At 40.8% G+C, this 24,067-nt stretch carries 27 protein-coding genes and 1 riboswitch; of the genes, 2 read left to right on the top strand and 25 right to left on the bottom strand.

All coding sequences use genetic code 11. The features are described from left to right. Nucleotides 1-133: 133 nt before the first annotated feature. From psiE to ACTJJD_RS09780, 3 genes are read right to left on the bottom strand one after another with little or no spacing between them, the layout of a single operon-like run. On the bottom strand, nucleotides 134-562 hold the full coding sequence (gene psiE / locus ACTJJD_RS09790; protein WP_116306167.1) for a phosphate-starvation-inducible protein PsiE: 429 nt from the start codon (nucleotides 560-562) through the stop codon (nucleotides 134-136). 38 nt (nucleotides 563-600) lie between these two features. Then, a complete protein-coding gene (locus tag ACTJJD_RS09785; RefSeq protein ID WP_440608342.1) occupies nucleotides 601-1,908 on the bottom strand; it encodes a HAMP domain-containing sensor histidine kinase in 1,308 nt (435 codons plus the stop codon). Continuing rightward, nucleotides 1,895-2,590 carry a response regulator transcription factor gene (locus tag ACTJJD_RS09780; protein WP_281215670.1) on the bottom strand — a complete coding sequence of 232 codons (696 nt, stop codon included), beginning with the start codon at nucleotides 2,588-2,590 and terminating at the stop codon, nucleotides 1,895-1,897. Before ACTJJD_RS09780 ends, ACTJJD_RS09785 begins: the two co-directional genes overlap by 14 nt. 236 nt (nucleotides 2,591-2,826) lie before the next feature. Between ACTJJD_RS09780 and ACTJJD_RS09775 the strand changes: the two genes are divergently transcribed. Further along, nucleotides 2,827-4,032 carry a DUF418 domain-containing protein gene (locus ACTJJD_RS09775; protein WP_440608341.1) on the top strand — a complete coding sequence of 402 codons (1,206 nt, stop codon included), beginning with the start codon at nucleotides 2,827-2,829 and terminating at the stop codon, nucleotides 4,030-4,032. Nucleotides 4,033-4,111: 79 nt separating this feature from the next. On the opposite strand, the gene ACTJJD_RS09770 is transcribed toward ACTJJD_RS09775, so the two are convergent. Beyond that, nucleotides 4,112-5,044 (bottom strand): helix-turn-helix transcriptional regulator, encoded by a 933-nt coding sequence (locus ACTJJD_RS09770; protein ID WP_440608340.1) that lies wholly within the window; start codon nucleotides 5,042-5,044, stop codon nucleotides 4,112-4,114. A gap of 83 nt (nucleotides 5,045-5,127) precedes the next feature. Between ACTJJD_RS09770 and ACTJJD_RS09765 the strand changes: the two genes are divergently transcribed. Then, the gene (locus tag ACTJJD_RS09765) at nucleotides 5,128-5,772 is read left to right on the top strand and encodes an FMN-dependent NADH-azoreductase (RefSeq protein ID WP_242731021.1); all 645 of its coding nucleotides are present in this window, start codon (nucleotides 5,128-5,130) and stop codon (nucleotides 5,770-5,772) included. A 78-nt stretch (nucleotides 5,773-5,850) separates the two neighbouring features. Here ACTJJD_RS09765 and ACTJJD_RS09760 read toward each other — a convergent pair whose 3' ends face one another. The 21 genes from ACTJJD_RS09760 to ACTJJD_RS09660 form a co-directional block, all read right to left on the bottom strand. Further along, on the bottom strand, nucleotides 5,851-7,707 hold the full coding sequence (locus ACTJJD_RS09760) for an alpha/beta fold hydrolase (RefSeq protein WP_242731023.1): 1,857 nt from the start codon (nucleotides 7,705-7,707) through the stop codon (nucleotides 5,851-5,853). A gap of 57 nt (nucleotides 7,708-7,764) precedes the next feature. Further along, a complete protein-coding gene (locus ACTJJD_RS09755) occupies nucleotides 7,765-8,331 on the bottom strand; it encodes a TetR/AcrR family transcriptional regulator (protein WP_440608345.1) in 567 nt (188 codons plus the stop codon). 146 nt (nucleotides 8,332-8,477) lie between these two features. Further along, on the bottom strand, nucleotides 8,478-9,080 hold the full coding sequence (locus tag ACTJJD_RS09750) for a DUF3885 domain-containing protein (protein WP_440608339.1): 603 nt from the start codon (nucleotides 9,078-9,080) through the stop codon (nucleotides 8,478-8,480). A gap of 396 nt (nucleotides 9,081-9,476) precedes the next feature. Then, nucleotides 9,477-10,874 (bottom strand): Fe-S cluster assembly protein SufB, encoded by a 1,398-nt coding sequence (gene sufB / locus ACTJJD_RS09745; RefSeq protein WP_007500362.1) that lies wholly within the window; start codon nucleotides 10,872-10,874, stop codon nucleotides 9,477-9,479. Nucleotides 10,875-10,891: 17 nt separating this feature from the next. Beyond that, the gene (gene sufU / locus ACTJJD_RS09740; RefSeq protein ID WP_008347017.1) at nucleotides 10,892-11,338 is read right to left on the bottom strand and encodes a Fe-S cluster assembly sulfur transfer protein SufU; all 447 of its coding nucleotides are present in this window, start codon (nucleotides 11,336-11,338) and stop codon (nucleotides 10,892-10,894) included. Beyond that, the gene (locus tag ACTJJD_RS09735) at nucleotides 11,328-12,548 is read right to left on the bottom strand and encodes a cysteine desulfurase (protein WP_008347019.1); all 1,221 of its coding nucleotides are present in this window, start codon (nucleotides 12,546-12,548) and stop codon (nucleotides 11,328-11,330) included. Before ACTJJD_RS09735 ends, sufU begins: the two co-directional genes overlap by 11 nt. Then, the gene (sufD, locus tag ACTJJD_RS09730; RefSeq protein ID WP_008347022.1) at nucleotides 12,548-13,861 is read right to left on the bottom strand and encodes a Fe-S cluster assembly protein SufD; all 1,314 of its coding nucleotides are present in this window, start codon (nucleotides 13,859-13,861) and stop codon (nucleotides 12,548-12,550) included. Before sufD ends, ACTJJD_RS09735 begins: the two co-directional genes overlap by 1 nt. A gap of 18 nt (nucleotides 13,862-13,879) precedes the next feature. Further along, nucleotides 13,880-14,665, bottom strand: a complete 786-nt coding sequence (gene sufC, locus ACTJJD_RS09725) for a Fe-S cluster assembly ATPase SufC (RefSeq protein WP_007500355.1) — start codon at nucleotides 14,663-14,665, stop codon at nucleotides 13,880-13,882. Nucleotides 14,666-14,876: 211 nt separating this feature from the next. Next, entirely contained in the window at nucleotides 14,877-15,014 is a 138-nt protein-coding gene (locus ACTJJD_RS09720) for a hypothetical protein (protein WP_162835676.1), read from the bottom strand. 215 nt (nucleotides 15,015-15,229) lie between these two features. Further along, complete coding sequence (locus ACTJJD_RS09715) at nucleotides 15,230-15,598, bottom strand: carboxymuconolactone decarboxylase family protein (protein ID WP_003212803.1); 369 nt, start codon at nucleotides 15,596-15,598, stop codon at nucleotides 15,230-15,232. 153 nt (nucleotides 15,599-15,751) lie between these two features. Then, complete coding sequence (metQ, locus tag ACTJJD_RS09710; RefSeq protein WP_007500351.1) at nucleotides 15,752-16,573, bottom strand: methionine ABC transporter substrate-binding lipoprotein MetQ; 822 nt, start codon at nucleotides 16,571-16,573, stop codon at nucleotides 15,752-15,754. 14 nt (nucleotides 16,574-16,587) lie between these two features. Beyond that, entirely contained in the window at nucleotides 16,588-17,256 is a 669-nt protein-coding gene (locus ACTJJD_RS09705; protein ID WP_056408307.1) for a methionine ABC transporter permease, read from the bottom strand. Further along, entirely contained in the window at nucleotides 17,249-18,274 is a 1,026-nt protein-coding gene (locus ACTJJD_RS09700) for a methionine ABC transporter ATP-binding protein (protein WP_024719778.1), read from the bottom strand. The genes ACTJJD_RS09705 and ACTJJD_RS09700 overlap by 8 nt, the downstream gene beginning before the upstream one ends. A gap of 155 nt (nucleotides 18,275-18,429) precedes the next feature. Further along, nucleotides 18,430-18,538: riboswitch (SAM riboswitch) on the bottom strand. Between the two features lie 102 nt (nucleotides 18,539-18,640). Further along, complete coding sequence (locus ACTJJD_RS09695) at nucleotides 18,641-18,982, bottom strand: SCP2 sterol-binding domain-containing protein (RefSeq protein WP_008347033.1); 342 nt, start codon at nucleotides 18,980-18,982, stop codon at nucleotides 18,641-18,643. 120 nt (nucleotides 18,983-19,102) lie between these two features. Next, nucleotides 19,103-19,405 (bottom strand): thioredoxin family protein, encoded by a 303-nt coding sequence (locus ACTJJD_RS09690; protein WP_242731027.1) that lies wholly within the window; start codon nucleotides 19,403-19,405, stop codon nucleotides 19,103-19,105. An 11-nt stretch (nucleotides 19,406-19,416) separates the two neighbouring features. Next, nucleotides 19,417-19,761, bottom strand: coding sequence for a toprim domain-containing protein (locus ACTJJD_RS09685; protein ID WP_008347035.1), 345 nt, complete (start codon nucleotides 19,759-19,761; stop codon nucleotides 19,417-19,419). A 131-nt stretch (nucleotides 19,762-19,892) separates the two neighbouring features. Further along, nucleotides 19,893-20,129: a YusG family protein gene (locus ACTJJD_RS09680; protein WP_008347037.1), complete on the bottom strand. Its 237-nt coding sequence runs from the start codon at nucleotides 20,127-20,129 to the stop codon at nucleotides 19,893-19,895. A gap of 44 nt (nucleotides 20,130-20,173) precedes the next feature. After that, nucleotides 20,174-20,557, bottom strand: coding sequence for a glycine cleavage system protein GcvH (gene gcvH, locus ACTJJD_RS09675; RefSeq protein WP_008347039.1), 384 nt, complete (start codon nucleotides 20,555-20,557; stop codon nucleotides 20,174-20,176). A 66-nt stretch (nucleotides 20,558-20,623) separates the two neighbouring features. Then, nucleotides 20,624-20,980 carry an arsenate reductase family protein gene (locus tag ACTJJD_RS09670; RefSeq protein ID WP_029575395.1) on the bottom strand — a complete coding sequence of 119 codons (357 nt, stop codon included), beginning with the start codon at nucleotides 20,978-20,980 and terminating at the stop codon, nucleotides 20,624-20,626. 110 nt (nucleotides 20,981-21,090) lie between these two features. Continuing rightward, nucleotides 21,091-22,872, bottom strand: a complete 1,782-nt coding sequence (locus ACTJJD_RS09665) for an acyl-CoA dehydrogenase family protein (RefSeq protein WP_052320613.1) — start codon at nucleotides 22,870-22,872, stop codon at nucleotides 21,091-21,093. A gap of 14 nt (nucleotides 22,873-22,886) precedes the next feature. Next, nucleotides 22,887-24,062, bottom strand: a complete 1,176-nt coding sequence (locus tag ACTJJD_RS09660; protein WP_242731029.1) for an acetyl-CoA C-acetyltransferase — start codon at nucleotides 24,060-24,062, stop codon at nucleotides 22,887-22,889. Nucleotides 24,063-24,067: the final 5 nt, after the last annotated feature.

The following is a 24,067-nucleotide window of genomic DNA, read 5'->3' as shown; positions in this document are numbered from 1 at the left end:
CAGCCCTAGGAAGGACGAGCATCGGCGCGGAGCGAATTTGACATTCGTGAGCACCGAAGCGCAGGACTGACACCGAGTGCGAGGGTTTGTCTACATGCTGAGACGAGTGTTGACCACTCGTCCTTCTTCTTCCTTACTTCACTTCCTCATGCTCTTGAGCAGCATCTCTTTTGCTCGCAATAAAAAGTGCACAGGTCATTGCAAGTATGGCCAGCGCCCACCAGAACGTCGATACCGCCTCTTCATGATCAATGATAATCAAACGGATGACCGCTGTGATCCCTATATAAATAAAATAGCGAAGCGGAAAATGAAAGTTAGATTTAAAGTATTTAATAATTAAGGCGATAAATTCAAAATACATAAAGAAGATCAGCAGCTCGCCAAGCATTCCATAATAGCTTTCTCCTTTGTTAAACAATGTTTTATAGACGAATTGTACGATGTACCATGTTTCACTAATTAAGAGTACGCTTAGCGCAATCGCTAGAAAGAACAGGCAGATATTCAGAAGGCCTTGCAAGAGATCAGGTACCTTTTGGAAATTGTTGAATCGTTTCATCAGATTGTTTCCCCATTCCATGATGTTGTTTTTGCTCTCTACATTTTGGTATTCCAAAATCGCAGCACGATGTAGTAGGTATCGTTCTTTTCTACACTTTCAAACTGTCCATGCATTCGGGACATCATCCGCTTGATGCTTCGTTCCCCGAGTCCATTGCTTTCCGGTATGATGTCTGTCTTTTTTATCGCATTGCTCACATGGATTTCAAAGACATCTTGGTCGGATAAAAAAGTGATCTGAATGTCCTTTTCAGGATCTGCGTATTTACGTAAGTTAGACATCACATTATCAAATACTCTGCCAAGCTCCTCGACATTCACATTAATATAGCTATCCGGCATTTCGCCTACAATATGGACCGTGAAATTCTCCTGATGCAGCAGGGCGACCTGATCTGATAGAAGATCATAAATCACTTCTTTCACTGCAACGGTTTCAAGCTCTGACTCGTGCTCTTTATCTAGCAGGAAATAGGCAAATAGATTGTCAGACAGATTCTTTAATTGCAGGGCTTTTCCATACGCACTCGCTATATACTTCTCCTTGCGGGTATCCGCTAGAGCCTCCTCTTTTTTCGCAAATTCCAGATTCATGATGAGTGATGTCAGCGGGGTCCTCATATCATGCGACATTTCGGTCACCAAGCTGCGGCTCTCTTCCTGCAGATCATCAATAGCCTGAAGCTTGTCCAAAAAGGCTGTTCTTAAATCCTCAATACTCTTTGCAATCATGGCCAATTCATCATGCCCCTTCACTGTCATCTCATAATCGAGCTCACCGCCTTCAAGAATATGAATCTCTTCACGGATCGTTTGCAAGTACCGCAGACTTCGGCGAATGCCAACAAGCACAATCATGAGAAAAATGAGTGTTGCACCAAGCAGTTCTAGTGTAAAGGCGAGATCGTGATATCGAGAGGAGTAAAATCCGTCTACCATAACCCTACCTTCTCCGTCGCTAAATTGAACCGGGTAAGAATGACGCTTTGCGTAGTCGGTCACCTTTTCTTTCCCATAGGCCGATTCGTCAGCGACAGAGTAAATCGAGTCATATTGAAGCACTTCATCCTTGTAAACAGTGAGATTAATATAATCTTCTTTTTTCACCCACTCACCGAATGCTTTTCGATCCGTTGAAGTCAGCTCATGTTCTGAAACATAGCGGCTGAATGTTTGAATGTATCTAGCAGATTCTTCCTTATAGTACTCATCCGAACTTAAATATCCTTCAATCAGGTGATCAGTGATCTTTTGCAGTGTCAAAAAGACAACACCACTTACGATAGCAGCGACCAAAATGAGCAGTGACAGCTTTTTGGTCAGCGTATATTTACGATGTGCCAAACCGGTATCCTCTCCCCCATTCTGTTTTGATATACACGGGACGAGCCGGGTCATCTTCAATTTTGGCACGCAGCTTTCGGATATGCACCATAACCGTATTGTTTGAACAATAAAAATAAGGCTGGCCCCACACGCTTTCATAAATATTTTGAGCAGAAAATATTTTGTTTCGTTTGTTCATGAGCAGTTTTAATATCCGATATTCTAAATCAGATAACTTGATTTCCTGCCCACTTTTCCACACTTCATTAAATTCTTCACTCACCTTCAGGCTACCACCAACTAAATAGGTTTCTTCCTGTTCCTTTTTTTCCTGATAGATGGTATATCTGCGCAATTGCGCCATGACCCTAGCGTGAAGCTCCTCTTCTGAAAAAGGTTTTGTCATATAATCATCTCCGCCAGCGAGTAATCCTTCGGTTTTATCCCATGTACTAGATCTGGCGGTCAAAAATAAAATCGGCACATTTGAGGTGGCTCTTATTTGCTGGCACGTTTCTATACCGGAGATACCTGGCATCATGACATCCAAAATCACCAAATCCAGCGAATCATCTATAACATGCAATGCCTGCTTGCCATTCATGGCTCTCAACACCTCATACCCTGTACGTGTCAGAGATTCCTGCAACAGGTCACCAATATCCTGATCATCCTCTACAACTAATATTCGATGGGTCATATCTCTCTCACCTCATCCTCCATGACTTCATTCTTATATATTATTACTATATATCATCTAGCTATGTGAAAAGATACACCATAAATCTTAAGTGTTTATGAATATGATCAATTGCCATCAAGTTGTCACATTTATTTTCAAAAAATTGGATCTTCATAAATGATTAAGAATTGGCCTGTATATTGATTCATTGAAGGATCTATCTTTAGATCCAATACATGAAAAGGAGCATTAATATGAATGTAAGCAAGGTAGAACACGGACAACCAATGAGTCTTAAAGAACGGGTGCATTTCTTGGACATCGTACGAGGATTCGCCTTAATGGGGATTATTTTGGTCAACTATTTTTTGATTGTGGATTCGGTCAAGGGATTTGAGATGGAGTCTAATGATGTATTTCACCACATTGTGAATTGGTTTGCCTCGGGGAAATTCATTACGTTATTTTCTTTTCTATTCGGGGTTGGTTTTATGATATTTATGGATCGAGCCGCTCAAAAGGTGGACAGCCCGAACAAGTTGTTTGCTCGCAGATTAACGATTCTCTTAGGGATTGGTCTTCTGCATGTCACGTTTGTATGGATTGGTGATATTTTGACCTATTATGCTGTCGCGGGCTTTTTATTGCTTTTCTTTTACAAACGCACAGCCAGAACCATCCTGTACTGGCTGATCACACTCTTTGTGATTCAATTGCTCACGCCTCTTTTCTCAATGCTGCTCAACACCATCAGTACAGGATCATCAGGCAAGCCGGATTTTGCTGATTTCGAGCTGACTAGCCACAACAGTCTGACTTATTTAGCATCTATTGGTGACCGGTGGGCCGATATGGTCACGATGGCTTCGAGCTCATTTTCCACCGTCTATTCCATGTTCTTCATGTTTTTACTTGGTGTGTATTTTGTGAAAATGTCGTTTTTCAAAAACATGGAGACGAAAAAAGCGATTTGGAATCGTATTTGGATGATTTGTACAATCGCTTTTCTTATCACACTAGCCAGTACGATTATGACGGCGGTCAACTCTTTTGGAAATACGCCATGGATGAACATTGTCTCTGCACTTGAGCAAAATGGGGGATTGACTGGCAGTATGTTTTATATGAGTTCACTTGCGATGCTGTTTCTGCACATTCCTCAGCTGCGAGGTGCTTTAATGGTGTTCACCAAAGTCGGACGAATGTCCCTGACCTGTTATTTGCTACACTCCATTATTGGCACAATGCTATTTCTCAAGTACGGAGCTGGACTTGCCGATCATCTTTCACCGGCTGGCACGTTCTTCATGGCTATTGGCGTGTATGCCTTCCTTGTCCTTTTCAGTACGTTATGGTTAAAGCGATTTAAGTCTGGACCGATGGAATTTATCTGGCGTCAGCTGACGTATGGAAAGGTCAATGACCAATCGAAAACAAATACATTTCAGGCGGCGAAATAATGAAAAAAGGCGAATTACGACAGTTCGCCTTTTTTTAATGTGTTAAGTTTTTTGTGATTGAGATACAATCCGTTCATTTTTAATATTGATCCATCATTTCTTGCAATTGAGTCAAATAACTCTCTTTTAATTCATCGGGGTATTCAATTTTCACATGTTTCCCAAATGAGATCAAATAGTGAGTCATATACGATAATTCTTCTTGGTTGTACCCACCCACTATATAAGGCGTATCATCAATGGTCTCCAATCTCATATTCGGATAATGATTCTTCAAAAACTTTTCTTTTCCTTGTTCCGTTAATCGACATTTAAAAGAGATATCATGATAGGTTTTTTCGTATTCGAGCTGCAGTGCTTTTAATTCTTCCTTCGTAAAAGTGTCTTTCGTTTCTTCTTCGATCATCAAGTCCGTCATACAATCACATCTGTAGATGCCCCACTTTTTATTCTGAACATCATATGCTTCGGTGAACCAAATCCCATTTCGATAAAACAACTCAAGAAATTGTAGCCTGATCCTTTTATGTTCATATTGAGAGTATGTCATCTTCACGATTTGATCTTCCATCATTGCCTGCAATATCAAATCCAAATGATGTTGTTCACTCATTGGCGCAACATGGTAGTAATGAATCACATCCAAAATCTCCGTGATCCGATGTTTTCTCTCATCAGACATTGTAGCAAACAGTTTTTGGCGAATTTGTGAGTAAGACTTTTTAAACGGTGTTGCTGACAACAGATCTAAGGCTTTAAGAGCGAAAAAAATGGCTTGAACTTCATCTATTTGAAAATAGATCGGAACCAATGGAGATTGATTCACGAGCCGATATCCTCCATGTCTGCCATTTTCAACATAAAAAGCTAAGCCCATGGACTCTAGCTCTTCCATATCTCTTAAAGCCGTACGTTTAGAAATGCCAAATTCAGTTTCTAAATCTTTTAATTGAAATGAATATTTATCACTTAAAAAAATAAGCTCTTGGTTTAAGCGTTCTGATTTTTTCATTTGATTTTCCTTCTGAAAAAGGTGACATGTTTTGTCACCTTTATATTTTATACTCAGTTTATCAAAAGAAAAGGAGCATGTATATGCAAACACTAATCATTAACGCGCACCCTGATTTCACTCATCGAGAAAGTTATTCAAACAAACTGCAAACACTATTTTTAAAGCAGTTTAAAGAAAGATTTCCTCATGAGGAGCCTACCATTTTACATTTATATGGAACTGAAATTCCTCGTATCGAAAAAGACCAGCTGCTAGGACTTTGGGATAAGCAAGCATCTGAACAATCATTAACAGCTGCTGAAGAAAAAATCGCCGCTGCTTCATCTGCTCTATTGGCTCAATTCAAAGCACATCATCGAATTGTGATTGTATCACCTGTTCATAATTTCAATGTGACGTCACGTATGAAAGATTATATAGATAATATCTTCATTGCTAGAGAAACGTTCAAATATACAGAAAATGGTTCAGTTGGTCTGATGACTGACGATTATCGTGTACTTTTGCTTCAAGCAAGTGGCTCAATTTTCACAAATAACGATCGGTACACACCACTGGAATTTTCATATTATTATCTAAAGGAAATATTCCAAAACTTGATGGGCTTTCAACAATTTCATATTGTCCGGGCACAAGGAACAGCGATTTTAGATCAAAGGACTATCTTACAATCTGCATCTGATGATATGACGAAAACCTTAGATGCGTTTTATGCACCTCGTTAACCTTTATTTTTTCAAGACCCAGAACGAAAAATTTTGCTCACTTGTCATCATTCTCATTTTTTCGTTTTGGGGTGACTCCTATCTGCTAGTACAAATATTATTGATGACTAATGCTGCCGTTTCACTCGGATGGCTAAGAGGGAAATGGTGGCCATACGGAACAAAATCAACCTTCCCAAGATGCGATGGCGCAGAATAGCCTCTGTCATACTCCCCCCAAATTATGTGTAAGTTATCCTTTGTGACTTCTTTAAAGTCACCTTGATCGGTTTCCAGTAATAAATGGTTAAGCTGAACCGTCGTATTTAAAATTCTAGGAGAAGTAAAGCTGTTTCTGATTTTTTCAATATAATGTTTAGGGATGCTCTCCGTGCTTTCAAACAAACCATTTCTTAATACATAACGCTCTATCAAATGAGTCGTTGCCAATCTTAATGTCCATTTGTTCAGAAATTGAGGAACATGAAGTGATTTTGCCTTTTGTTTAGCAACAGGCGGCTGAAGTAAAGTGATGGAATACTTCTTATCTATGTACCCTTGCCCCAAAGCTTCTAGAAGAATATACGCACCGAATGAATGGCCGATTAGATGTGCACCATTCGTCGCTTTTTCTATTACTTTTTTCACTACATTCAAATAGATATCTAGAAGATGTTTCTCTCGTTTAAATGGAGAACGCCCCAAACCAGGAAGGTCCAAAATCCATACAGGTTGACCTGTTTTCTCATGAAGCTCTTGTGCTAAAGGAAATAAATCTTCTCCATCACTCAATAAACCATGTAATAAAATAAACGGCTTCCCTGCTCCTTGTAATTGGTAAAGGGTGTTATTATCGCATAATGTTCGTTTAAATAAATGTTGGTGTTCACTATTTTGAGCCATCATTCGATAATCTAGATCAGCTACTACAGCAGGGAAAAATGTCATGACACTCGTCTTCTTAAACCAATCTTCTCCCATTATTTTTTTCACTGAAACATTTGAGAACGTTCGTTTTGTCATAAAATTCAATCCGTCAGAAGGAATGTTTGTGAGTTTACTTACACCACTATTCATGATAGCTTTCATCAGTGGCATTGGGACAGAGATGTTTGGCGTCCTCATATTCATACTTTCTGACATCATACTTAATAGTCCAGCAACGTTCCGATCGTGCTCTTTGTCTTCAACAAGTGTATATGTTTGAATAGCCGGCTGCTCCAACTTGAAAACCTGTACAATAAACTTCGCAAACTCATCGTTTGAAATAAGTGGTAACCGATAGTCCTTACCTCCAGGAATCACCGGCATGAGCCCTCTTCGCATACTCTTTACAAGCAAACCCAATCCTGCAATTTGCTCTGTACTCCCTGTTTGACTACTACCAACGACAGTTGGCGGATTAATGACAGAAAGCGGATAACCTACTGCTGATGCCTGTTGACGAATATAAAGATCTGCTAAAAACTTTGTTTTCTCATAAGGATTTTTTATTTTCAAGTACTCGTTTCCTTCTTCAAACACGTCGATGGCAATCTTGCTATTTTGATCATCAAAGGGGCTCATATAACCGACAACATGAATCAATTGCTGCAAGCCCTTCAATTGATGAATACTTTTAGCTAACTCACTAATGTGTTTGGCGCCATTTAAAAAGACAGAAGCTGCCTCTTTACTGGTTGCTTGAATATCCATCGGGCCTCCTGCATGAATGATCACATCCGTCTTCAATACCCTCTCTTTATCTTCAGGACTTAGACCTAAATCTATTTTCGTCAAATCACCTTCAACAAAGTGCATCACTGACTCTTTTAAAATACCTCTTTCTTGAAAAATGCGTGTTGCTTTACTTTTTGACCTTACTAAAAGAAGAATGTTCACATCCTCTTTCGCTAATTCCTCGACTAATTGCTTCCCAATAAAGCCCGTTCCACCCGTTAAAAATACTGTTTTCATGTGAAATCTCCTTTTTAGTACTAATCAGTACTAATTTGATGTAAAAAAAATGCTTCTTTATCGAAGCAAGTTAAATAAATGATCTGCTGTTTTTGTGATGACAGTTGCATCCTTCAATGTTTCTGAAATAAATAACGCTCCTTCAAGATTTGTCATAAAAAGTGATGCCACCTCATCAATCTGAATCGAATCTCTGAATTCCCCGTTCTCTACACCTTGTTTCAGTAATAGAGAAACTTTCTCTTGTAATCCTGTGAAAAAAAGACCTATTTTTTCTTTTATATGTGTGGCCTGTGCAGGACTTTGAATATAAAGAGTAATAAATGGACAGCCACCCTTATACTCTCTCGACTGAACGCCTTGTGATAATTGCTTTAAAAACATTTGGGTACGATCTTCAACTGAAAATTGGGTCTGAGAAATTATGTCGTCTATTGCGGATTGATACATGTCAATCCAATAATCAACGACCCCTTCTAATAATTCTTCCTTATTAGAAAAGTGATAATACACATTAGACTTTGATACTTTGCTTACACGTACCAATTCATCCATACTTGTATAAGCAAACCCTTTTTCCAAAAATAATGTTGCAGCTACTTCAAGCACACGTTTTTGATTCATTAATTTTAACTTTGTCATGACTAGAACTATACAGTACTAAATTATATGTTGCAAGTATTTATGATCATTTAGAAAAGAGTTTGATGAAAAAGTTTTCTCAATGCGGTCAAACGCAAATGAGGAAACTATCAATAAGAGAGTTTCTTTTAATTATAATCTTCTTCTACCATTAAAGTACTATACTTTGTTTTAAATTTCTCATACTTTCTCTCATCCTTAAATAATAAGAATGCCCCTCTGTCATCATAAATATGATAAAAAAAATCTTTATTTATAAAGAATATTTCAGGATAACTACTATATTTGTCATTGAACCTCGGAGCCATACTTTTAAAATCTTGATTACATATTGCCTTGATTATTTTCTTGTACTCTATATGCTGTTTTTTTGTTTCTAAAGAATATTGAATGACTTTTCCATTCTCATCTTTATAATTTTTTACATTGAGTCTATATTTATTAATTTTTTTTGAATACTTACTATATACTCCTATCGGCCTCTGTAATGAATGCTCGCTTCGAACAATTGTGACGACAAACAATAAATCGTTCTCCCCAAAAAGTTCATCAAATATACTTATTGCAACATTATAAACCTTATTAAAATATTGAGGATTTAAATTGCCTTGATCATTAAACTGATACATGTCTTTTTCGAGTTGAATATGAAGGCTTAGAGGTAACTCGTCAAAGGAATCATTAATTAAATCAATATTGAATTCACTTTGTAAATAATCTAGGTGAACCATATCTCATTCTCCATTCATTCTTTTATGTACAATTCTTATTTTATAATTACTCGACCACTTTTATTTAGTGTAGCTATACGCTCTCCGAATTTATTCATTAATTTGTAGTAACTTCCTCCATGAGAATCCCCTTTCCCAAAATCTCTTGTAATGGTCCAACCAGATGTAGGATCTTTCCACTTTTGTCTACCTTTAACCTTCTTAGTGAAAAGAGAAATCTTAATCCAGTATCATTCAATAAAGATTTTTACATTTTTTAGTCAACTTAGATGTAACCAATGAAATAGAAAAAGACGAACTTAAAAAGTTCGTCTCCTACACTAAAAGGTCTCTTGACCGGCACAAATTCGGCACGCTTCATCAACCTCTTATATCAATCATTTTCAATCCTCTGTATTAACCAATCGAACCTTCCATCTCAAACTTAATCAAACGGTTCATTTCAACGGCGTATTCCATTGGCAGTTCTTTTGTGAATGGCTCGATGAAGCCCATGACGATCATTTCTGTTGCTTCTTCTTCAGAAATTCCGCGGCTCATCAAGTAGAATAGCTGCTCTTCTGATACTTTTGATACCTTCGCTTCGTGCTCTAATGAAATGTTGTCGTTTAAGATTTCATTATAAGGAATCGTATCAGATGTTGATTTGTTATCCATGATGAGTGTATCACACTCGATGTTTGAGCGTGCACCCTCTGCTTTGCGTCCGAAGTGAACGATTCCGCGGTATGTGACTTTACCGCCTTGTTTGGAAATCGATTTCGATACGATCGTTGAAGATGTGTTTGGTGCAAGGTGAATCATTTTTGCACCTGCATCTTGGTGCTGACCTTTACCTGCTAGGGCAATACTTAATGTCATACCACGAGCGCCTTCACCTTTTAGGATAACCGCTGGGTATTTCATTGTCAGCTTAGAACCGATGTTTCCATCAATCCATTCCATTGTTGCATTTTCTTCACATACTGTACGTTTCGTCACAAGGTTGAAAACGTTGTTTGCCCAGTTCTGAATCGTCGTATAACGGCAGTAGCCGCCTTTTTTGACGATGATTTCAACAACCGCACTGTGAAGTGAGTTTGTTGTGTAAACTGGAGCTGTACAACCTTCTACGTAATGCACGTGTGCGCCTTCATCAACGATGATCAGTGTACGTTCGAACTGACCCATGTTCTCAGAGTTGATTCGGAAGTATGCTTGAAGTGGTGTATCTACTTTTACGCCTTTTGGTACGTAGATGAATGAACCACCAGACCATACAGCCGAGTTAAGCGCAGCAAATTTGTTGTCAGTCGGAGGAATGACTTTTGCCCAGTGCTCACGGAAGATGTCTTCGTTCTCTTTTAATGCACTGTCTGTATCTTTAAACACAATGCCTAGATCTTCAAGATCTTGCTTCATGTTGTGATACACAACTTCAGATTCATACTGAGCAGATACACCTGCTAAGTACTTTTGCTCTGCTTCTGGAATCCCAAGCTTATCAAAGGTTTGTTTGATTTCTTCTGGTACTTCATCCCAAGAACGCTCAGAGCGTTCTGATGGTTTTACGTAGTACGTAATTTCATCAAAGTTTAATGCATTTAAATCTCCGCCCCATTGTGGCATCGGCATGTTGTAAAAGTGCTCAAGAGATTTCAAACGGAAGTCGAGCATCCACTGAGGCTCTTCTTTCATACGAGAAATTTCTTCAACGATTTCTTTTGTCAGTCCGCGCTCTGAACGGAAAATGGAAACGTCTTTATCAGAAAAGCCGTATTTATATTCACCAACATCTGGCATTTTTTTAGCCATCCATTTTCACTCCAATCTTATGATTTGCCGTTATCTTCGGCAGATGCGCCTTTTTCAAGCGCCTTCCAGGATAATGTTGCACATTTGATGCGCGCTGGGAATTTTGCCACTCCCTGCAGCGCCTCAATGTCACCAAGATCAATGGAATCGTCGTATTCTTTTCCTAGCATCATATCGGAGAAAATCTGAGACATTTTCAAAGCTGTTTCAATATCTTTCCCTTTAATCGCCTGCGTCATCATAGAGGCAGATGCCATCGAAATCGAGCATCCTTCTCCTTCAAATTTCGCATCGATGACTTTTTCGTCTTCGATTTTCATCGTGAGACGAATGCGGTCACCACACGTAGGGTTGTTCATATCGACGACAATGCTGTCGTTTAACACACCTTTGTTTCTCGGATTTTTATAATGATCCATAATCACTTGTCTGTACAGTGTGTCTAAGTTTACATTAAAAGACATTCGTAAAATACTCCTTTGTCTTACGGAGCGCTGCCATGAGCTCGTCAATCTCCTCTTCTGTATTGTACAGATAGAAGCTTGCTCTTGCAGTCGCTGATACACCAAGCCATTTCATGAGCGGCTGTGCACAGTGATGTCCAGCACGAATGGCGACACCTTCCGTATCTAGAACAGTTGAGGCATCATGAGGATGGACGTCGTCTAAGTTAAACGTCACAAGTCCAGCTCGGTGCTGCGGTCCGTAAACCGTGGCACCTTCAAGCTCCTTAAAGCGCTCAAGTGCATAAGTCGCAAGCTGATGCTCGTAACGGCTGACTTCTTCCATTCCGATGTCATTTAAGAAATCAATCGCTTTTCCGAGCCCAATTGCTCCTGCAATAATCGGTGTTCCCGCTTCAAATTTCCACGGCAGCTCTTTCCATGTAGAATCATATAGATCCACAAAGTCGATCATTTCACCGCCAAACTCAGCAGGCTCCATATTATTCAAAAGGTCCTTCTTCCCGTAAAGAACACCAATGCCAGTCGGTCCACACATTTTATGCCCAGAGAAAGCGAAAAAGTCGCAATCCAAGTCCTGAACATCAATTTGCATGTGCGGGGTGCTCTGGGCACCATCGACGACGATAATTGCACCGTGATCGTGAGCAATTTTTGCGATGTCTTTAATTGGGTTGATGGTTCCTAATACGTTTGAGACATGTGTGACAGCAACGATTTTCGTTTGATGTGTGATGGTTTGCTTCACATCTTCAAGCGACAGCGTGCCGTCTTCCTGTAACGGAATATATTTCAATGTGGCGCCAGTTGCTTTTGCTGCCTGCTGCCAAGGGATGATGTTCGCATGATGTTCCATATGCGTAATAACGATCTCATCGCCTTCTTTAAGGTTTGCTCTAGCATAGCTGATTGCCACAGTGTTTAGTGCGGTTGTTGTACCTCTAGTAAAAATAATCTCCTGGACAGAAGAAGCACCAATGAATGCTCGAACTTTCTCTCTTGCACCCTCGTATGCGTCCGTTGCTTTTGTGCCAAGGGTATGAACACCCCGGTGGACGTTCGAGTTGTAAGACCGGTAATACTCATTCATTGCATCAATGACAACTCGTGGTTTTTGAGATGTCGCTGCACTGTCCAAATACACCAAATCATGTCCGTTCACTTGCTGATGAAGGATTGGAAACTGCTCACGAACGTCTTTGATATTCATTATTTTACTTTCCTTTCAATCACAGAAACGAGCTGCTTTTTAACTCCTTCAATCGGCAGTTCTTTGACGACTGGATTTAAGAAGCCATAAATGACAAGTCTTTCTGCATCTTCTTTGGAAATCCCACGGCTCATGAGGTAATAGAGTTGAATTGGATCCACACGCCCAACAGACGCAGCGTGTCCTGCTGTTACATCATCTTCATCGATTAAAAGAATTGGGTTAGCGTCACCGCGTGCTTTCTCACTCAGCATGAGAACACGAGATTCTTGCTCTGCATTTGACTTCGTTGCGCCATGCTCGATTTTACCAATCCCGTTAAAGATAGAAGATGCTTGATCCTTCATGACACCATGCTTCAAGATATACCCTTCAGAGTTTTTACCGAAGTGGATGATGCTTGTTGTGAAGTTTTCCGTTTGATTCCCGCGGCCAACAACAACTGATTTTGTATCACCGAATGTACCGTCGCCCATAAGCTTCGTGATGTTTTCAGACACGACATCTCCATCATTCATCAGGCCAAGTGCCCATTCGATTTTACTGTCACGACCATTTGCCATACCACGTCTATTCACATAGACTGTCACACCTTCTGCAAGGTTATCCACTGCACCGTAAGTGACGCGGGCATTTGCACCCGTGAAGACTTCAGACACGATATTGAAGATCGCTTCTTCTGGTGTTGCCGTACTGATGTAGTTTTCGACATATGTCACAGCACTATGATCGTCTGCTACAACGATGACATGGTTGAACAACGTTGTTTCGTCATTTTCATGAAGATAAACGGCTTGAATTGGTGCTTCAAGCTCTACGTTTTTCGGTACATAGAGGAAAGCTCCGCCATTCACTAAAGCAGCATGTAGAGCTGTTAGTTTGTGCTCATCCACTTTCACTGCATCTGTCATGAAATATTTCTTCACTAGGTCTCCATGTTCGCGAATCGCTGTATGGATATCAGTGAAGATCACGCCTTTGTCTTTTGCTTCCGTAGAAAGAGACAAGTATGCTGGCGTTTGATCACGCTGAATGTAGACTGTCTTATCTGTGTCCTCTAAATCAATAAGAGACTTCACTTCTTCAGGAAGCTCTTCTAAAGATCCAAATGGCGCACTTTCGACTGTATGCTGTTTGAAATTGGTTAAATTCCATTTAGAAATATTCGTTTTGTCAGGCTTTGGCATTGGAAGGTCTTCTGCTTTTTCAAGAGCCTGTAAGCGAAGGGAACTCATCCATGCCGGTTCCTGATGCTTCTCGGAGAAGCTTTTGACATAATCTTGATCTACTGATAATTTCGTTTCTAATGTCATCAATAATCCTCCTAACGCTTACGCTTCTTGACCAACAGTTTCGTCTTCAATTCCTAACTCTTTTTTAATCCAGTCATAACCTTCTGCTTCTAGACGCTGCGCGAGTTCTGGTCCGCCAGATTTCACAATACGTCCTTGCATCATGACATGAACGTGATCTGGTGTGATGTAGTTCAATAAACGCTGATAGTGAGTGATCATTAAGCAGCCGAAGCTTTCGCCGCGCATTTTATTAATTCCTTTAGAAACAACTTTCAGCGCATCGATATCAAGACCAGAATCGATTTCGTCAAGAATGGCGATTTTTGGTTCAATCATCATTAATTGAAGAATTTCGTTGCGTTTTTTCTCCCCGCCTGAGAAACCTTCGTTTAGGTAGCGTTGTGCCATATCTGGGTCCATTTCAAGGAATTCCATGTTTTCGTCCATTTTGCGGATGAATTTCATGAGAGAGATTTCATCGCCTTCTTCTCTGCGTGCGTTAATAGCCGAACGAAGGAAGTCTGCATTTGTCACACCACTAATTTCAGATGGATATTGCATTGCAAGGAAAAGACCCGCTTGAGCGCGCTCATCTACTTCCATTTCAAGAACATCTTCGCCATCAAGCAAGATGCTGCCTTTTGTCACTTCATACTTAGGGTGGCCCATGATAGCAGCAGATAAAGTAGATTTACCTGTTCCGTTTGGTCCCATTACTGCGTGGAATTCTCCACCTTTTATTTCTAGGTTTACACCTTTTAAGATTTCTTTCCCTTCAATCTCAACGTGCAAGTCCTTAATTGTTAATGTCGAAGCAGTCATATATCGATACCTCCAAAATAATCATTATTCTCAATTTATTCTCATTCTAATTTTATAACAAATTAAAAGTGAATACAACACATTCACGACAAGCGTGAGAGGATGCTCTCAAAATTCTAACAAAAAATACAGGTAGATAAAAGGATTTATGTCGAAAAGACTGTTTTCATAAAGAAAGGACGGGAAACTATTCTCCCCGTCCCTTAGCTATTTAATAGCCTTGTATATTCATTTTTGCGAGCTGCCTTTTCTCATCTCGATAGGACTGCTCTCGTTTATATTCCACTTTCATCCTTAAGTCATGGTCTCTTTCGTACTCTGCATAGCTCATGCCATGAGCTTTATGCATGGCCTTTTCCATCTCGGCGGTATAATCCAATCCCAGTGTACTATGGTCCGAACAAATAATAAACCATTCCCTTCTTTGAGTGTAGCTTTATTGTATCAAAGGCACGCTGCTTCACTCAAAAGGGATATAGCGCGCTATGCTGGCATATTTTCTCACACAATCGGCTGAGAACGACTCAACTCCCTGAGATGGATAAATACCATCTTATCCTTCCCTTAATGCGTCTGTCCTCCAAATTCGTCAATACATTGCTGAACAACTGTGATGCCTTGACTTAGCGCAGCACCGCCGCCAAACGCTGCCGCCACACTGACGACCTCTAGCAAATTCTCTTCTGTTGCGCCTTGATCGAGCGCTCCCTTTGTATGATAGATCATGCAATATTCATCCTGTGCATGAATGCTGATGCCGAGGGCAATCATTTGTTTTTCTTTTTGTGTTAATGAATCGCTCTGGAAGCACTGCTCCGTAAATTCATTGAATTTCTTGCCAAACACCGGCATTTTCTTCTGAAATTCACCCATTGCCGTTTTATAATCCGTCAGTGATTGCTGCATCGATCCGCTCATATGTTGTTCATTCATCTTCATTCCATCCCTTCAGGTCATTTGTTCGTTTTTATTATGAGCGAGATTTGAAAAAATACACAAAAAAACCTCGCTTTCATGAAAGCGAGGTTGCAGATGATTGACAAAGGGCTAAAATGATCTTTATTTTACCCCTTTGTCTTCTTTTTGTTATTCAGATACAGGCAATACTGCACCATCATACTTTTTGTCGATGAATTCTTTGATTTTATCAGAGTGAAGAACTTCCATTAATACCTTGATCTTCTCTGATTTTTCGTCACCTTTGCGAACAGCGACGATGTTTGCATACGGGTTGTTTTTCGTTTGCTCAAGTTCAATTGAATCTTTTTTCGGATTCAATTTATTTTGGATCGCATAGTTAACGTTAATAAATACTGCATCGCCTTCACTGTTTTCATAAGCTTTCGCTGTTAGTTCAGGAGCGATTTTTTTGAATTTTAGGTTCTTCGGGTTTTCTTTGATGTTTTTGACTGTTGCGTTGATTGTATCTACTTTTGGATCAAGCTTGATCACACCAGCATTTTGTAATAGGGCAAGCATACGTCCTTGCTCAGCTACGTTGTTTGTCATGATGATCGTGCCGCCGTTTGGAATATCTTTTACTGATTTGTATTTCTTAGAGTAGATACCGAAAGGCTCAAGGTGAACGGCACCAGCACTCACTAAGTTGTAATCTTTGTTTGATTTATTTTCTTCGTTTAAGTAAGGGATATGTTGGAAAAAGTTCGCATCCACTTCTTTTTCAGCTAATGCTTTGTTGTACATTTTATAATCGCTCAGTACTTTCACTTTTAGATCGTAGCCTTTTTCTTTTAGAAGTGGTTTTGCTTCTTCAAGAATCTCGGCATGTGGTGTTTTTGAAGCGGCAACCGTGATGGTTTTGTTATCGCTTGCGTTATTTGATGAACCGCAAGCAGCTAAAATGCCTGCAAATGCTAGAAATAGTGCACTTAAAATCAATTTCTTCATGAATAATTCCTCCCTTAACGTTTATCAATTTTATTTGTAATCAAATCACCGATTATTTGAATGATAAAGACGATGATTAGAATAAACACAGTGGCTACAAGTGTGACATCTGTATTACCAGATTGGTATCCTTCTACATAAGCAAGGTCACCCAGTCCGCCTGCTCCAATTGCACCTGCAATCGCAGTAGAGCCAATCAGAGCAATCGCTGTTACAGTAATTCCTGAAATAAGGGCTGGCAGTGATTCTGGCAGCAATACTTTGAAAATAATGGTCGACGTTTTTGCTCCCATAGATCGTGCTGCTTCAATGACTCCTTTGTCTACTTCACGCAGTGCAATTTCAACAAGACGTGCGTAGAAAGGAGCTGAGCCAATGACAAGGGCTGGTAATGCTGCATTTGGGCCTAATATCGTGCCCATAATTAGTTTAGTAAATCCTAATAATAGAATGATTAATATGATAAAGGGAATCGATCTGAAAATGTTGACGACTGCGCCGATGACAGCATTAATTGGTTTGTTTTCCCACAAACCGCCTTTACTTGTCAAAAAGAGCAACAGCCCAAGGATGATGCCGATCACAAAAGCAAACGCTAATGCAATGAGTGTCATATAGACCGTTTCACCCGTCGCGTTCCAAATAACCTCTAGATCAACGTTCGGAAACCATTTCTCAAACATGTGTCATCACCTCGATTTCAACCTGTTTGCTTTGGATATAGGCGATGGCTTTTTCAACTTCGTTCTCGTCTCCATTAATATGGATAAAGAGTGTTCCAAACGCGCCTTCCTGCGTTTGAGAAATCTTTCCTTGCAGGATGTTCACATCGACCTTGAAGGATCGAATGATTTCCGTGATCAACGGCTGTTCGGCAGAATCTCCGATAAAGGACAACCGGACGACCTGACCTTCTTTTACTCTCTCTAGGACGTGCTCGATTGTTTCTTTTGCTTCTTCTGGTTCAGCAAGCTGTTTCACGAATCGTTTCGTCATTTCTTCTTTCGGCTGTCTGAAGACACGTAATACTTCGCCTTCTTCGACAATACGGCCATTTTCCATCACCGCCACACGATGACAAATTTTGCGAATGACGTGCATTTCGTGTGTGATCAATACAATGGTGAGTCCTAGTCGTTTATTAATATCGGCTAAAAGCTCAAGGATGGAATCCGTTGTTTGTGGATCAAGCGCAGATGTCGCTTCGTCACATAGCAGAACTTTTGGGTCATTCGCTAATGCTCTCGCAATCCCTACACGCTGCTTTTGTCCGCCGCTGAGCTGAGAAGGATATGCATTTTCTTTTCCTTCTAAACCGACCAATTTAATCAGTTCGTTTGCACGAGCTCTCCGTTTTGACGTTGGTACACCTGCGATCTCGAGCGGGAACATAATATTTTGTCTCACTGTTCTTGACCAGAGCAAGTTAAAGTGCTGGAAAATCATGCTGATTTCTTGTCTTGCTTTCCGAAGTTTCGCATTCGATACTTCATTGATTCGGTTGCCTGCCACTTCAACGATTCCTTCTGTTGGCAGCTCCAGACCGTTTAATAGGCGAATCAGGGAGCTTTTCCCTGCGCCGCTATACCCGATAATTCCGAATATTTCACCTTTATCGATATCCAAGTTGACGTCTTTCACGGCATCAACATTTCCGCTTTTTGAATGATACGTTTTTGATACATTCTGTAAATGGATCACAGTCTGTTCACCTGCTTTCTTGCTGAATCTATAGGTTGCCATCACATACGTTCAATTATTCTTCTGACTGTTATGACGCTAGCCTGACGCAAGGTCAGTAAAAAAGACCTAACTGCAACGCAAGCAGAAAGGCCTTTTATATCAAATACGCCTTTCTCTCATCTTTCAAAGCGTTGCGGCTTTGAGTGAATTGGCACCAATTTCAGCTATGCTGACGGTTGCCGGGTTTCATAGGGCACGTCCCTCCACCTCTCTTAATAAGAGAAAATATGTTGTTTTATGTGATGTTCATGTTTTTACTAACGTAGAATATCATGCTATCTGAGATATGTCAACGCTGTAAATCGCTAATTTCCAAGTAAACGACTACGTTATCATTTTTCGAAAAAAACCGTTCGTCAGCCAAAGTACCGCTTCTAGTCTAAGAAGTGCTCGAAATGAGCCTTTCACTTTCACTTGTCCTCTGCTGATCAGCTGCTGTAAGGACATGTCTCCATCTAATAATTGCAAAATCTCTTTTCGCTCACCATAAAAGATGAGATCCGATAACTCAATTGCAGGTAGTTTCTTCACTTCACCACGTTCATCCACAATCAATGTACAAGAGTCCGTTTCCGCCTCAAATGTAATCTTCAAGGATGATGATGAGAGCAACGGCTTTAACAATAATCGCTGCCCTGCACTTCCATGGGCTTTCACATTTTCCACATGTATAACCTCCCTGTCATTTGGTTATACATAACATTTCTCTACAAACATCGGCTTGTCCTTTATAAATAGCTCGACAAATTTTCAAATGAATTGCTTGAAATATGACAAAAAACCGCTTTATTTAGCGGTTTCAATCATTTCGTGAAGATATGGAACGGAGTGAAAGGCATAGCCTTTTTGCACGATTTCACCCTTTTTAAACAGGAGAAAGCAAGGGACACTTTCGATCTCAAATGCTTTTGCAAAACTTGGCGAGTAATTTAAGTTATTTTCATAAAAAGGAACTTCCGGCTGCATGGCATCAACCACTGCCAGCATCTTCTTTGCCAGCTGGCATGTTCCGCAAAATGGTGTATATAAGTACAAAAGAAATAAATCGCCCTCTATCTCCTTGAATTCATGCTCTTCAATCTCTTTCATATACGTCACCCTTATAAATATTTCGAATGAACATCAATGTTTGCAGCTAATAGAATAGATGCAATGTGGGCTGACGGTGAAGCGGCCACTTCGCGGTACGTTCTGTCGACAAAAAGATGCAGTGCTTCAGGGAATTCTTTTCGGAATTGCTTCCGCAGTTTGTCGCCAGCATCGTCACTGTCTGCTAATATGTAAACGTCTTTCCCGAATAAATCGTCCACAAGCTGATCCAGCTTCGATGTACTGATCGTGCCATTGGTGCAAATGATGGTAACAGGTTCACTTATGACTTCTTTTAGCTTCTGTTTATCTGATTTACCTTCTACAATGATGACCTTTTCTATCTCGACATTCATCACGATCACCCGGCCCTTTTGACGTTGATTCACTTCTTCCTTAGATTACAATCTTTCATTCGGGTTGTAAAGATTGGGCACTTGATCAACAAAAAGGCTGTAGCATTCACTCACTACAGCCTTATCTGTGATTAGCACCAGCCATTTTCATCGTCACAGTCTACATATTTTTCAGTCCCATGGGTCAACGTATCTGACAGACGATAAAAACGGTTTTGATCATAGGAATAACCTGATTTTAATTCATATTGATTTTCACTAATCATCGTGCCAATCTCTTCGTTTTGATGGTAAAGCACCATGCCGCTCTCTTTGAATCGTCCAGTGACATGCTCTGTTATATCCACCTGTTCTTTTTGAAAAGACAAATTGGACACCCCCCATAAAGGTAGAGTGTCCAATTTCACATGAATTAGTCTTCTTTTGTCATTTCTTCATATTGCTCAGCAGTCATTAAGTTCTCGATTTCAGATGCATCCGCTGGCTCTACTACGATCATCCAAGCTTTTTCGTATGGAGAGTCGTTGACGAACTCTGGGCTGTCATCAAGCTCGTCGTTTACTTCAACGATTGTGCCGTTAATCGGTGCGTATAGTTCAGAAACTGTTTTGACTGATTCTACACTTCCGAAAGGCTCGTCCGCTGTGATTTTGTCTCCTACTTCAGGAAGCTCAACGAACACGATATCCCCTAGCTCAGATTGAGCAAAATGCGTAATACCGATACGCACCTTATCTCCTTCTACTTTGACCCATTCGTGTTCTTCTGAATAACGTAAATCTTTTGGTGTGCTCATTTCATACCCCTCCAGTCTTTTCTTACAATCTATATTGAAGATACCACAATCTGAATGAAAGTTACATCATTTCCAGACGCTTTTAAATGTATCTTCATTAAATCCAACTGTCACTCGTTTGCCGTCTGTTGTAATTGGACGCTTGATCAGCATTCCATTAGACGCAAGTAATTCAAGCTGCTCGTCCTCTGACATTGCAGGAAGTTTATCTTTCAGCTGCAGCTCTCTGTATTTCTGACCGCTCGTATTAAAGAATTTCTTCAGCTCTAAACCGCTTTTTTCGTAAAGGGCTTTTAATGTGTCTTTATCAGGCGTCTCTTCGACGATATGTATGCTGTTGATGTCTTTATTGTGTTCTTCCAGCCATTTCTTTGCTTTTCGGCATGTACCGCAAGATGGGTATTCGTAAAAATCTAAAGCCACCATTTTCACCTCCTGCAAATAGTGACAACATTTTATCACAAAACATGTTAAAAACCTAAATGTATGCTTACAAAAAGGTGCGACATGATATCCGCACCTTTTAAGCCGTCTTATACGATATATTTCTCTGCTTCAAAGATTCGTTTCGCCACCTCACGCTTTTTCGCAATGACATTCATTGGTGTGAATCTTGTCAGCTTGCGAAGGGCTGACAGACTCATACGGAGTGAATCTCCTTCTTCCATGGCAATCAATGATTCTTTCGCATGAGCTTCAATCTTTAAAAAGGCTTCCTGTGTGAAAATTTGTGTATACGCAAGCTTTTGTGCATTTTTTTCTGCGCCTGATGCAGCAATTGCTTTTTCCGTACGCAAGACCGCCGACTCAGCAGCAAAGAGTTCATTGACGATATCTGCTATATTCACAAGGATTTCTTGCTCTTTATCTAATGCTTTTCCATACTTCATCGCCGCCATTCCAGATACCATTAAGGCGATCTTTTTCGCATGGGAAAGTAAGTATTTCTCTTGATCAAGCGGCTGATCACCCGGCTCTTCCGGCATCATCATCATCAGCTCTTCCTGCAGGGTTTGCGCTTTTTGAAGAAGCGGAAGCTCTCCTTTCATCGCTTTCTTCAAGAATGTGCCTGGCACAAGCAATCGGTTAATTTCGTTCGTTCCTTCAAAAATACGGTTAATTCGTGAGTCGCGATAGGCTCTTTCGACTTCGTATTCTTGCATGAAACCATATCCGCCGTGAATCTGCACACCTTCATCCACAATGTAATCGAGCGTTTCAGAGCCAAGCACTTTACAAAGAGAGCATTCAATCGCATATTCTGCGATGGATTGCGCAATTTGTTTCCCATCCTTTTGCTCCTCGTCACTTAACAGACCCATTCTTTGTTCAAATAACCCGACTGTGCGGTATACAGCACTTTCCATGGCATAGAGCTTTGCCGACATGTTGGCTGCTTTTTCGCCAATTAAGCTAAATTGAGAAATTGGTGTTTTAAACTGCTTACGCTGATTGGCATACTCTGCCGATAATTGAATGACTCGTTTTGATGCACCGATTGTCCCTACAGCCAGCTTATAGCGTCCAATGTTTAAAATGTTAAAGGCAATGACATGACCTCTGCCTGCTTCACCAAGCAAATTCTCCTTTGGCACTTCGGCATCTTCAAGGATTAACGTTCTCGTCGAGGAGCCTTTAATGCCCATCTTTTTCTCTTCAGGTCCTGTTTTGACTCCAGGAAAATCCTTTTCTACGATGAAAGCAGAGAAGTGTTCACCATCAATCTTCGCATACACGACAAACACATCGGCAAATGCGGAGTTTGTGATCCATTGTTTTTCCCCATTGAGGACATAATGTGTTCCAGCTTCATTCAGGACTGCCGTTGTTTTCGCACCTAGCGCATCAGAACCTGACCCTGGCTCTGTTAGGGCATATGCCGCAATTGTTTCTCCAGAGGCGAGTCCTGGCAGGTACTTTTCCTTTTGCGATTGATTGCCGAACAGCACGATCGGCAAAGAACCGATCCCGACATGGGCGCCGTAAGAAAGAGAGAAGCTGCCTGCTCTTGCAAATTTTTCAGTAATGATGGCTGAGCTGATTTTATCTAGCCCCAGCCCGCCAAATTCCTCAGGAACATCCGCACCAAGCAGGCCAAGCTCTCCAGCCTTTTTCAAGAGACGAACAGAATGCTCGAATTCATGATTTTCAATTTGATCGATGTGCGGAACGACATCTTGTAAAATGTAATCTTCTGTTGTTTTCCCGATCATTTGATGTTCATCAGAGAAATCCTCTGGTGTAAAGATATGCTCATAATTCGTCTCATCAATTAAGAAACTGCCACCCTTTTTTACATCTTCCATTGCTTTCATCCTGTTTTCCCCCTTTAGATCAATTCAAAAATGCCTGCCGCTCCCATGCCCCCGCCGATACACATCGTCACAATACCAAATTGTTCATTTCGCCGTTTCATTTCATGTATGAGTGACAGCGTGAGTTTCGTTCCTGTACAGCCTAGCGGATGTCCTAAGGCAATGGCGCCGCCGTTGACATTTACCTTCTCTTCATCGATCCCTAAATGACGAATGACTTGAATCGCCTGAGAAGCAAATGCTTCATTCAATTCAAACAGCCCGATGTCCTTCAGCTCTAGACCAGCGATTTTCAGTGCACGCGGAATGGCTTCAACCGGCCCAATTCCCATGACTTCAGGTGGTACACCGCCAACAGCAAACGCCCTGAACTTGGCAAGCGGCTGAAGAGAAAGAGAAGATGCTTTTTCGCGATCCATCATCATGACACATGCCGCTCCATCACTCGTCTGCGAAGAGTTTCCTGCAGTCACTGTGCCTTTTGTTGAGAAGGCAGGTCGTAACGTTGAGAGAACCTCCTCTGTTGTGCCCGCTCTGACACCTTCATCTTGTGAGAACGTAAATTGGCGTTCTTCTAGTTGATACTGCTCTCCTACCCGTCTTTCTGTCACATCAACGGGAACAATTTCATCTGAAAATTTCCCTTCTTGAAGTGCCTTTGCTGCCTTTTGATGGCTCCTCACCGCAAAAGCATCTTGATCTTGCCTTGTGACCTGATACTTTTGCGCCACTTGCTCCGCTGTGTGGCCCATGCTCATATAGTATTCGGGCGCTTGCTCTGCCAAAAGAGCGTTTGGACGAATGGAGTGACCCATCATTGGGACTTGCGACATCGATTCGACGCCTCCGGCTAAAATGGTTTCTGCCTGCCCAAGCATAATTCGTTCACCTGCATAAGCAATTGACTGCAGACCAGAAGAGCAATAGCGGTTAATGGTGATAGCAGGTACTGTATATGGCAAACCTGCTAATGCCCCGATATTCCGGGCCACATTCAGCCCTTGCTCTGCTTCTGGTGTCGCACATCCGATGATTAAATCATCGATTGTTCCATCATAATCACCGGCACGCTTTAGCGTTTCTTTTACACACAATGCGCCCATATCATCAGGTCTGACATCTTTTAATGATCCTTTTTTGGCTTTCCCTACTGGTGTTCTTGCGCCAGCTACAATCACTGCTTCTCTCATTTTGA

It is taken from the genome of Bacillus sp. 22446, from assembly GCF_052044955.1.
In the GTDB taxonomy this organism is placed as follows: Bacteria; Bacillota; Bacilli; order Bacillales; family Bacillaceae; genus Bacillus; species Bacillus altitudinis.
This window is presented reverse-complemented; position numbering and strand designations above follow the sequence as displayed.

What these genes read in the sequence shown, in the direction of transcription:
- psiE (WP_116306167.1), bottom strand. Translation starts at nt 562, where the DNA reads ATGAAACGATTCAACAATTTCCAAAAGGTACCTGATCTCTTGCAAGGC.
- ACTJJD_RS09780 (WP_281215670.1), bottom strand. Translation starts at nt 2,590, where the DNA reads ATGACCCATCGAATATTAGTTGTAGAGGATGATCAGGATATTGGTGAC.
- ACTJJD_RS09775 (WP_440608341.1), top strand. Translation starts at nt 2,827, where the DNA reads ATGAATGTAAGCAAGGTAGAACACGGACAACCAATGAGTCTTAAAGAA.
- ACTJJD_RS09770 (WP_440608340.1), bottom strand. Translation starts at nt 5,044, where the DNA reads ATGAAAAAATCAGAACGCTTAAACCAAGAGCTTATTTTTTTAAGTGAT.
- ACTJJD_RS09765 (WP_242731021.1), top strand. Translation starts at nt 5,128, where the DNA reads ATGCAAACACTAATCATTAACGCGCACCCTGATTTCACTCATCGAGAA.
- ACTJJD_RS09760 (WP_242731023.1), bottom strand. Translation starts at nt 7,707, where the DNA reads ATGAAAACAGTATTTTTAACGGGTGGAACGGGCTTTATTGGGAAGCAA.
- ACTJJD_RS09755 (WP_440608345.1), bottom strand. Translation starts at nt 8,331, where the DNA reads ATGAATCAAAAACGTGTGCTTGAAGTAGCTGCAACATTATTTTTGGAA.
- ACTJJD_RS09750 (WP_440608339.1), bottom strand. Translation starts at nt 9,080, where the DNA reads ATGGTTCACCTAGATTATTTACAAAGTGAATTCAATATTGATTTAATT.
- sufB (WP_007500362.1), bottom strand. Translation starts at nt 10,874, where the DNA reads ATGGCTAAAAAAATGCCAGATGTTGGTGAATATAAATACGGCTTTTCT.
- sufU (WP_008347017.1), bottom strand. Translation starts at nt 11,338, where the DNA reads ATGTCTTTTAATGTAAACTTAGACACACTGTACAGACAAGTGATTATG.
- ACTJJD_RS09735 (WP_008347019.1), bottom strand. Translation starts at nt 12,548, where the DNA reads ATGAATATCAAAGACGTTCGTGAGCAGTTTCCAATCCTTCATCAGCAA.
- sufD (WP_008347022.1), bottom strand. Translation starts at nt 13,861, where the DNA reads ATGACATTAGAAACGAAATTATCAGTAGATCAAGATTATGTCAAAAGC.
- sufC (WP_007500355.1), bottom strand. Translation starts at nt 14,665, where the DNA reads ATGACTGCTTCGACATTAACAATTAAGGACTTGCACGTTGAGATTGAA.
- ACTJJD_RS09720 (WP_162835676.1), bottom strand. Translation starts at nt 15,014, where the DNA reads ATGCATAAAGCTCATGGCATGAGCTATGCAGAGTACGAAAGAGACCAT.
- ACTJJD_RS09715 (WP_003212803.1), bottom strand. Translation starts at nt 15,598, where the DNA reads ATGAATGAACAACATATGAGCGGATCGATGCAGCAATCACTGACGGAT.
- metQ (WP_007500351.1), bottom strand. Translation starts at nt 16,573, where the DNA reads ATGAAGAAATTGATTTTAAGTGCACTATTTCTAGCATTTGCAGGCATT.
- ACTJJD_RS09705 (WP_056408307.1), bottom strand. Translation starts at nt 17,256, where the DNA reads ATGTTTGAGAAATGGTTTCCGAACGTTGATCTAGAGGTTATTTGGAAC.
- ACTJJD_RS09690 (WP_242731027.1), bottom strand. Translation starts at nt 19,405, where the DNA reads ATGAAAGAGATTGAAGAGCATGAATTCAAGGAGATAGAGGGCGATTTA.
- ACTJJD_RS09685 (WP_008347035.1), bottom strand. Translation starts at nt 19,761, where the DNA reads ATGAATGTCGAGATAGAAAAGGTCATCATTGTAGAAGGTAAATCAGAT.
- gcvH (WP_008347039.1), bottom strand. Translation starts at nt 20,557, where the DNA reads ATGAGCACACCAAAAGATTTACGTTATTCAGAAGAACACGAATGGGTC.
- ACTJJD_RS09665 (WP_052320613.1), bottom strand. Translation starts at nt 22,872, where the DNA reads ATGAAAGCAATGGAAGATGTAAAAAAGGGTGGCAGTTTCTTAATTGAT.
- ACTJJD_RS09660 (WP_242731029.1), bottom strand. Translation starts at nt 24,062, where the DNA reads ATGAGAGAAGCAGTGATTGTAGCTGGCGCAAGAACACCAGTAGGGAAA.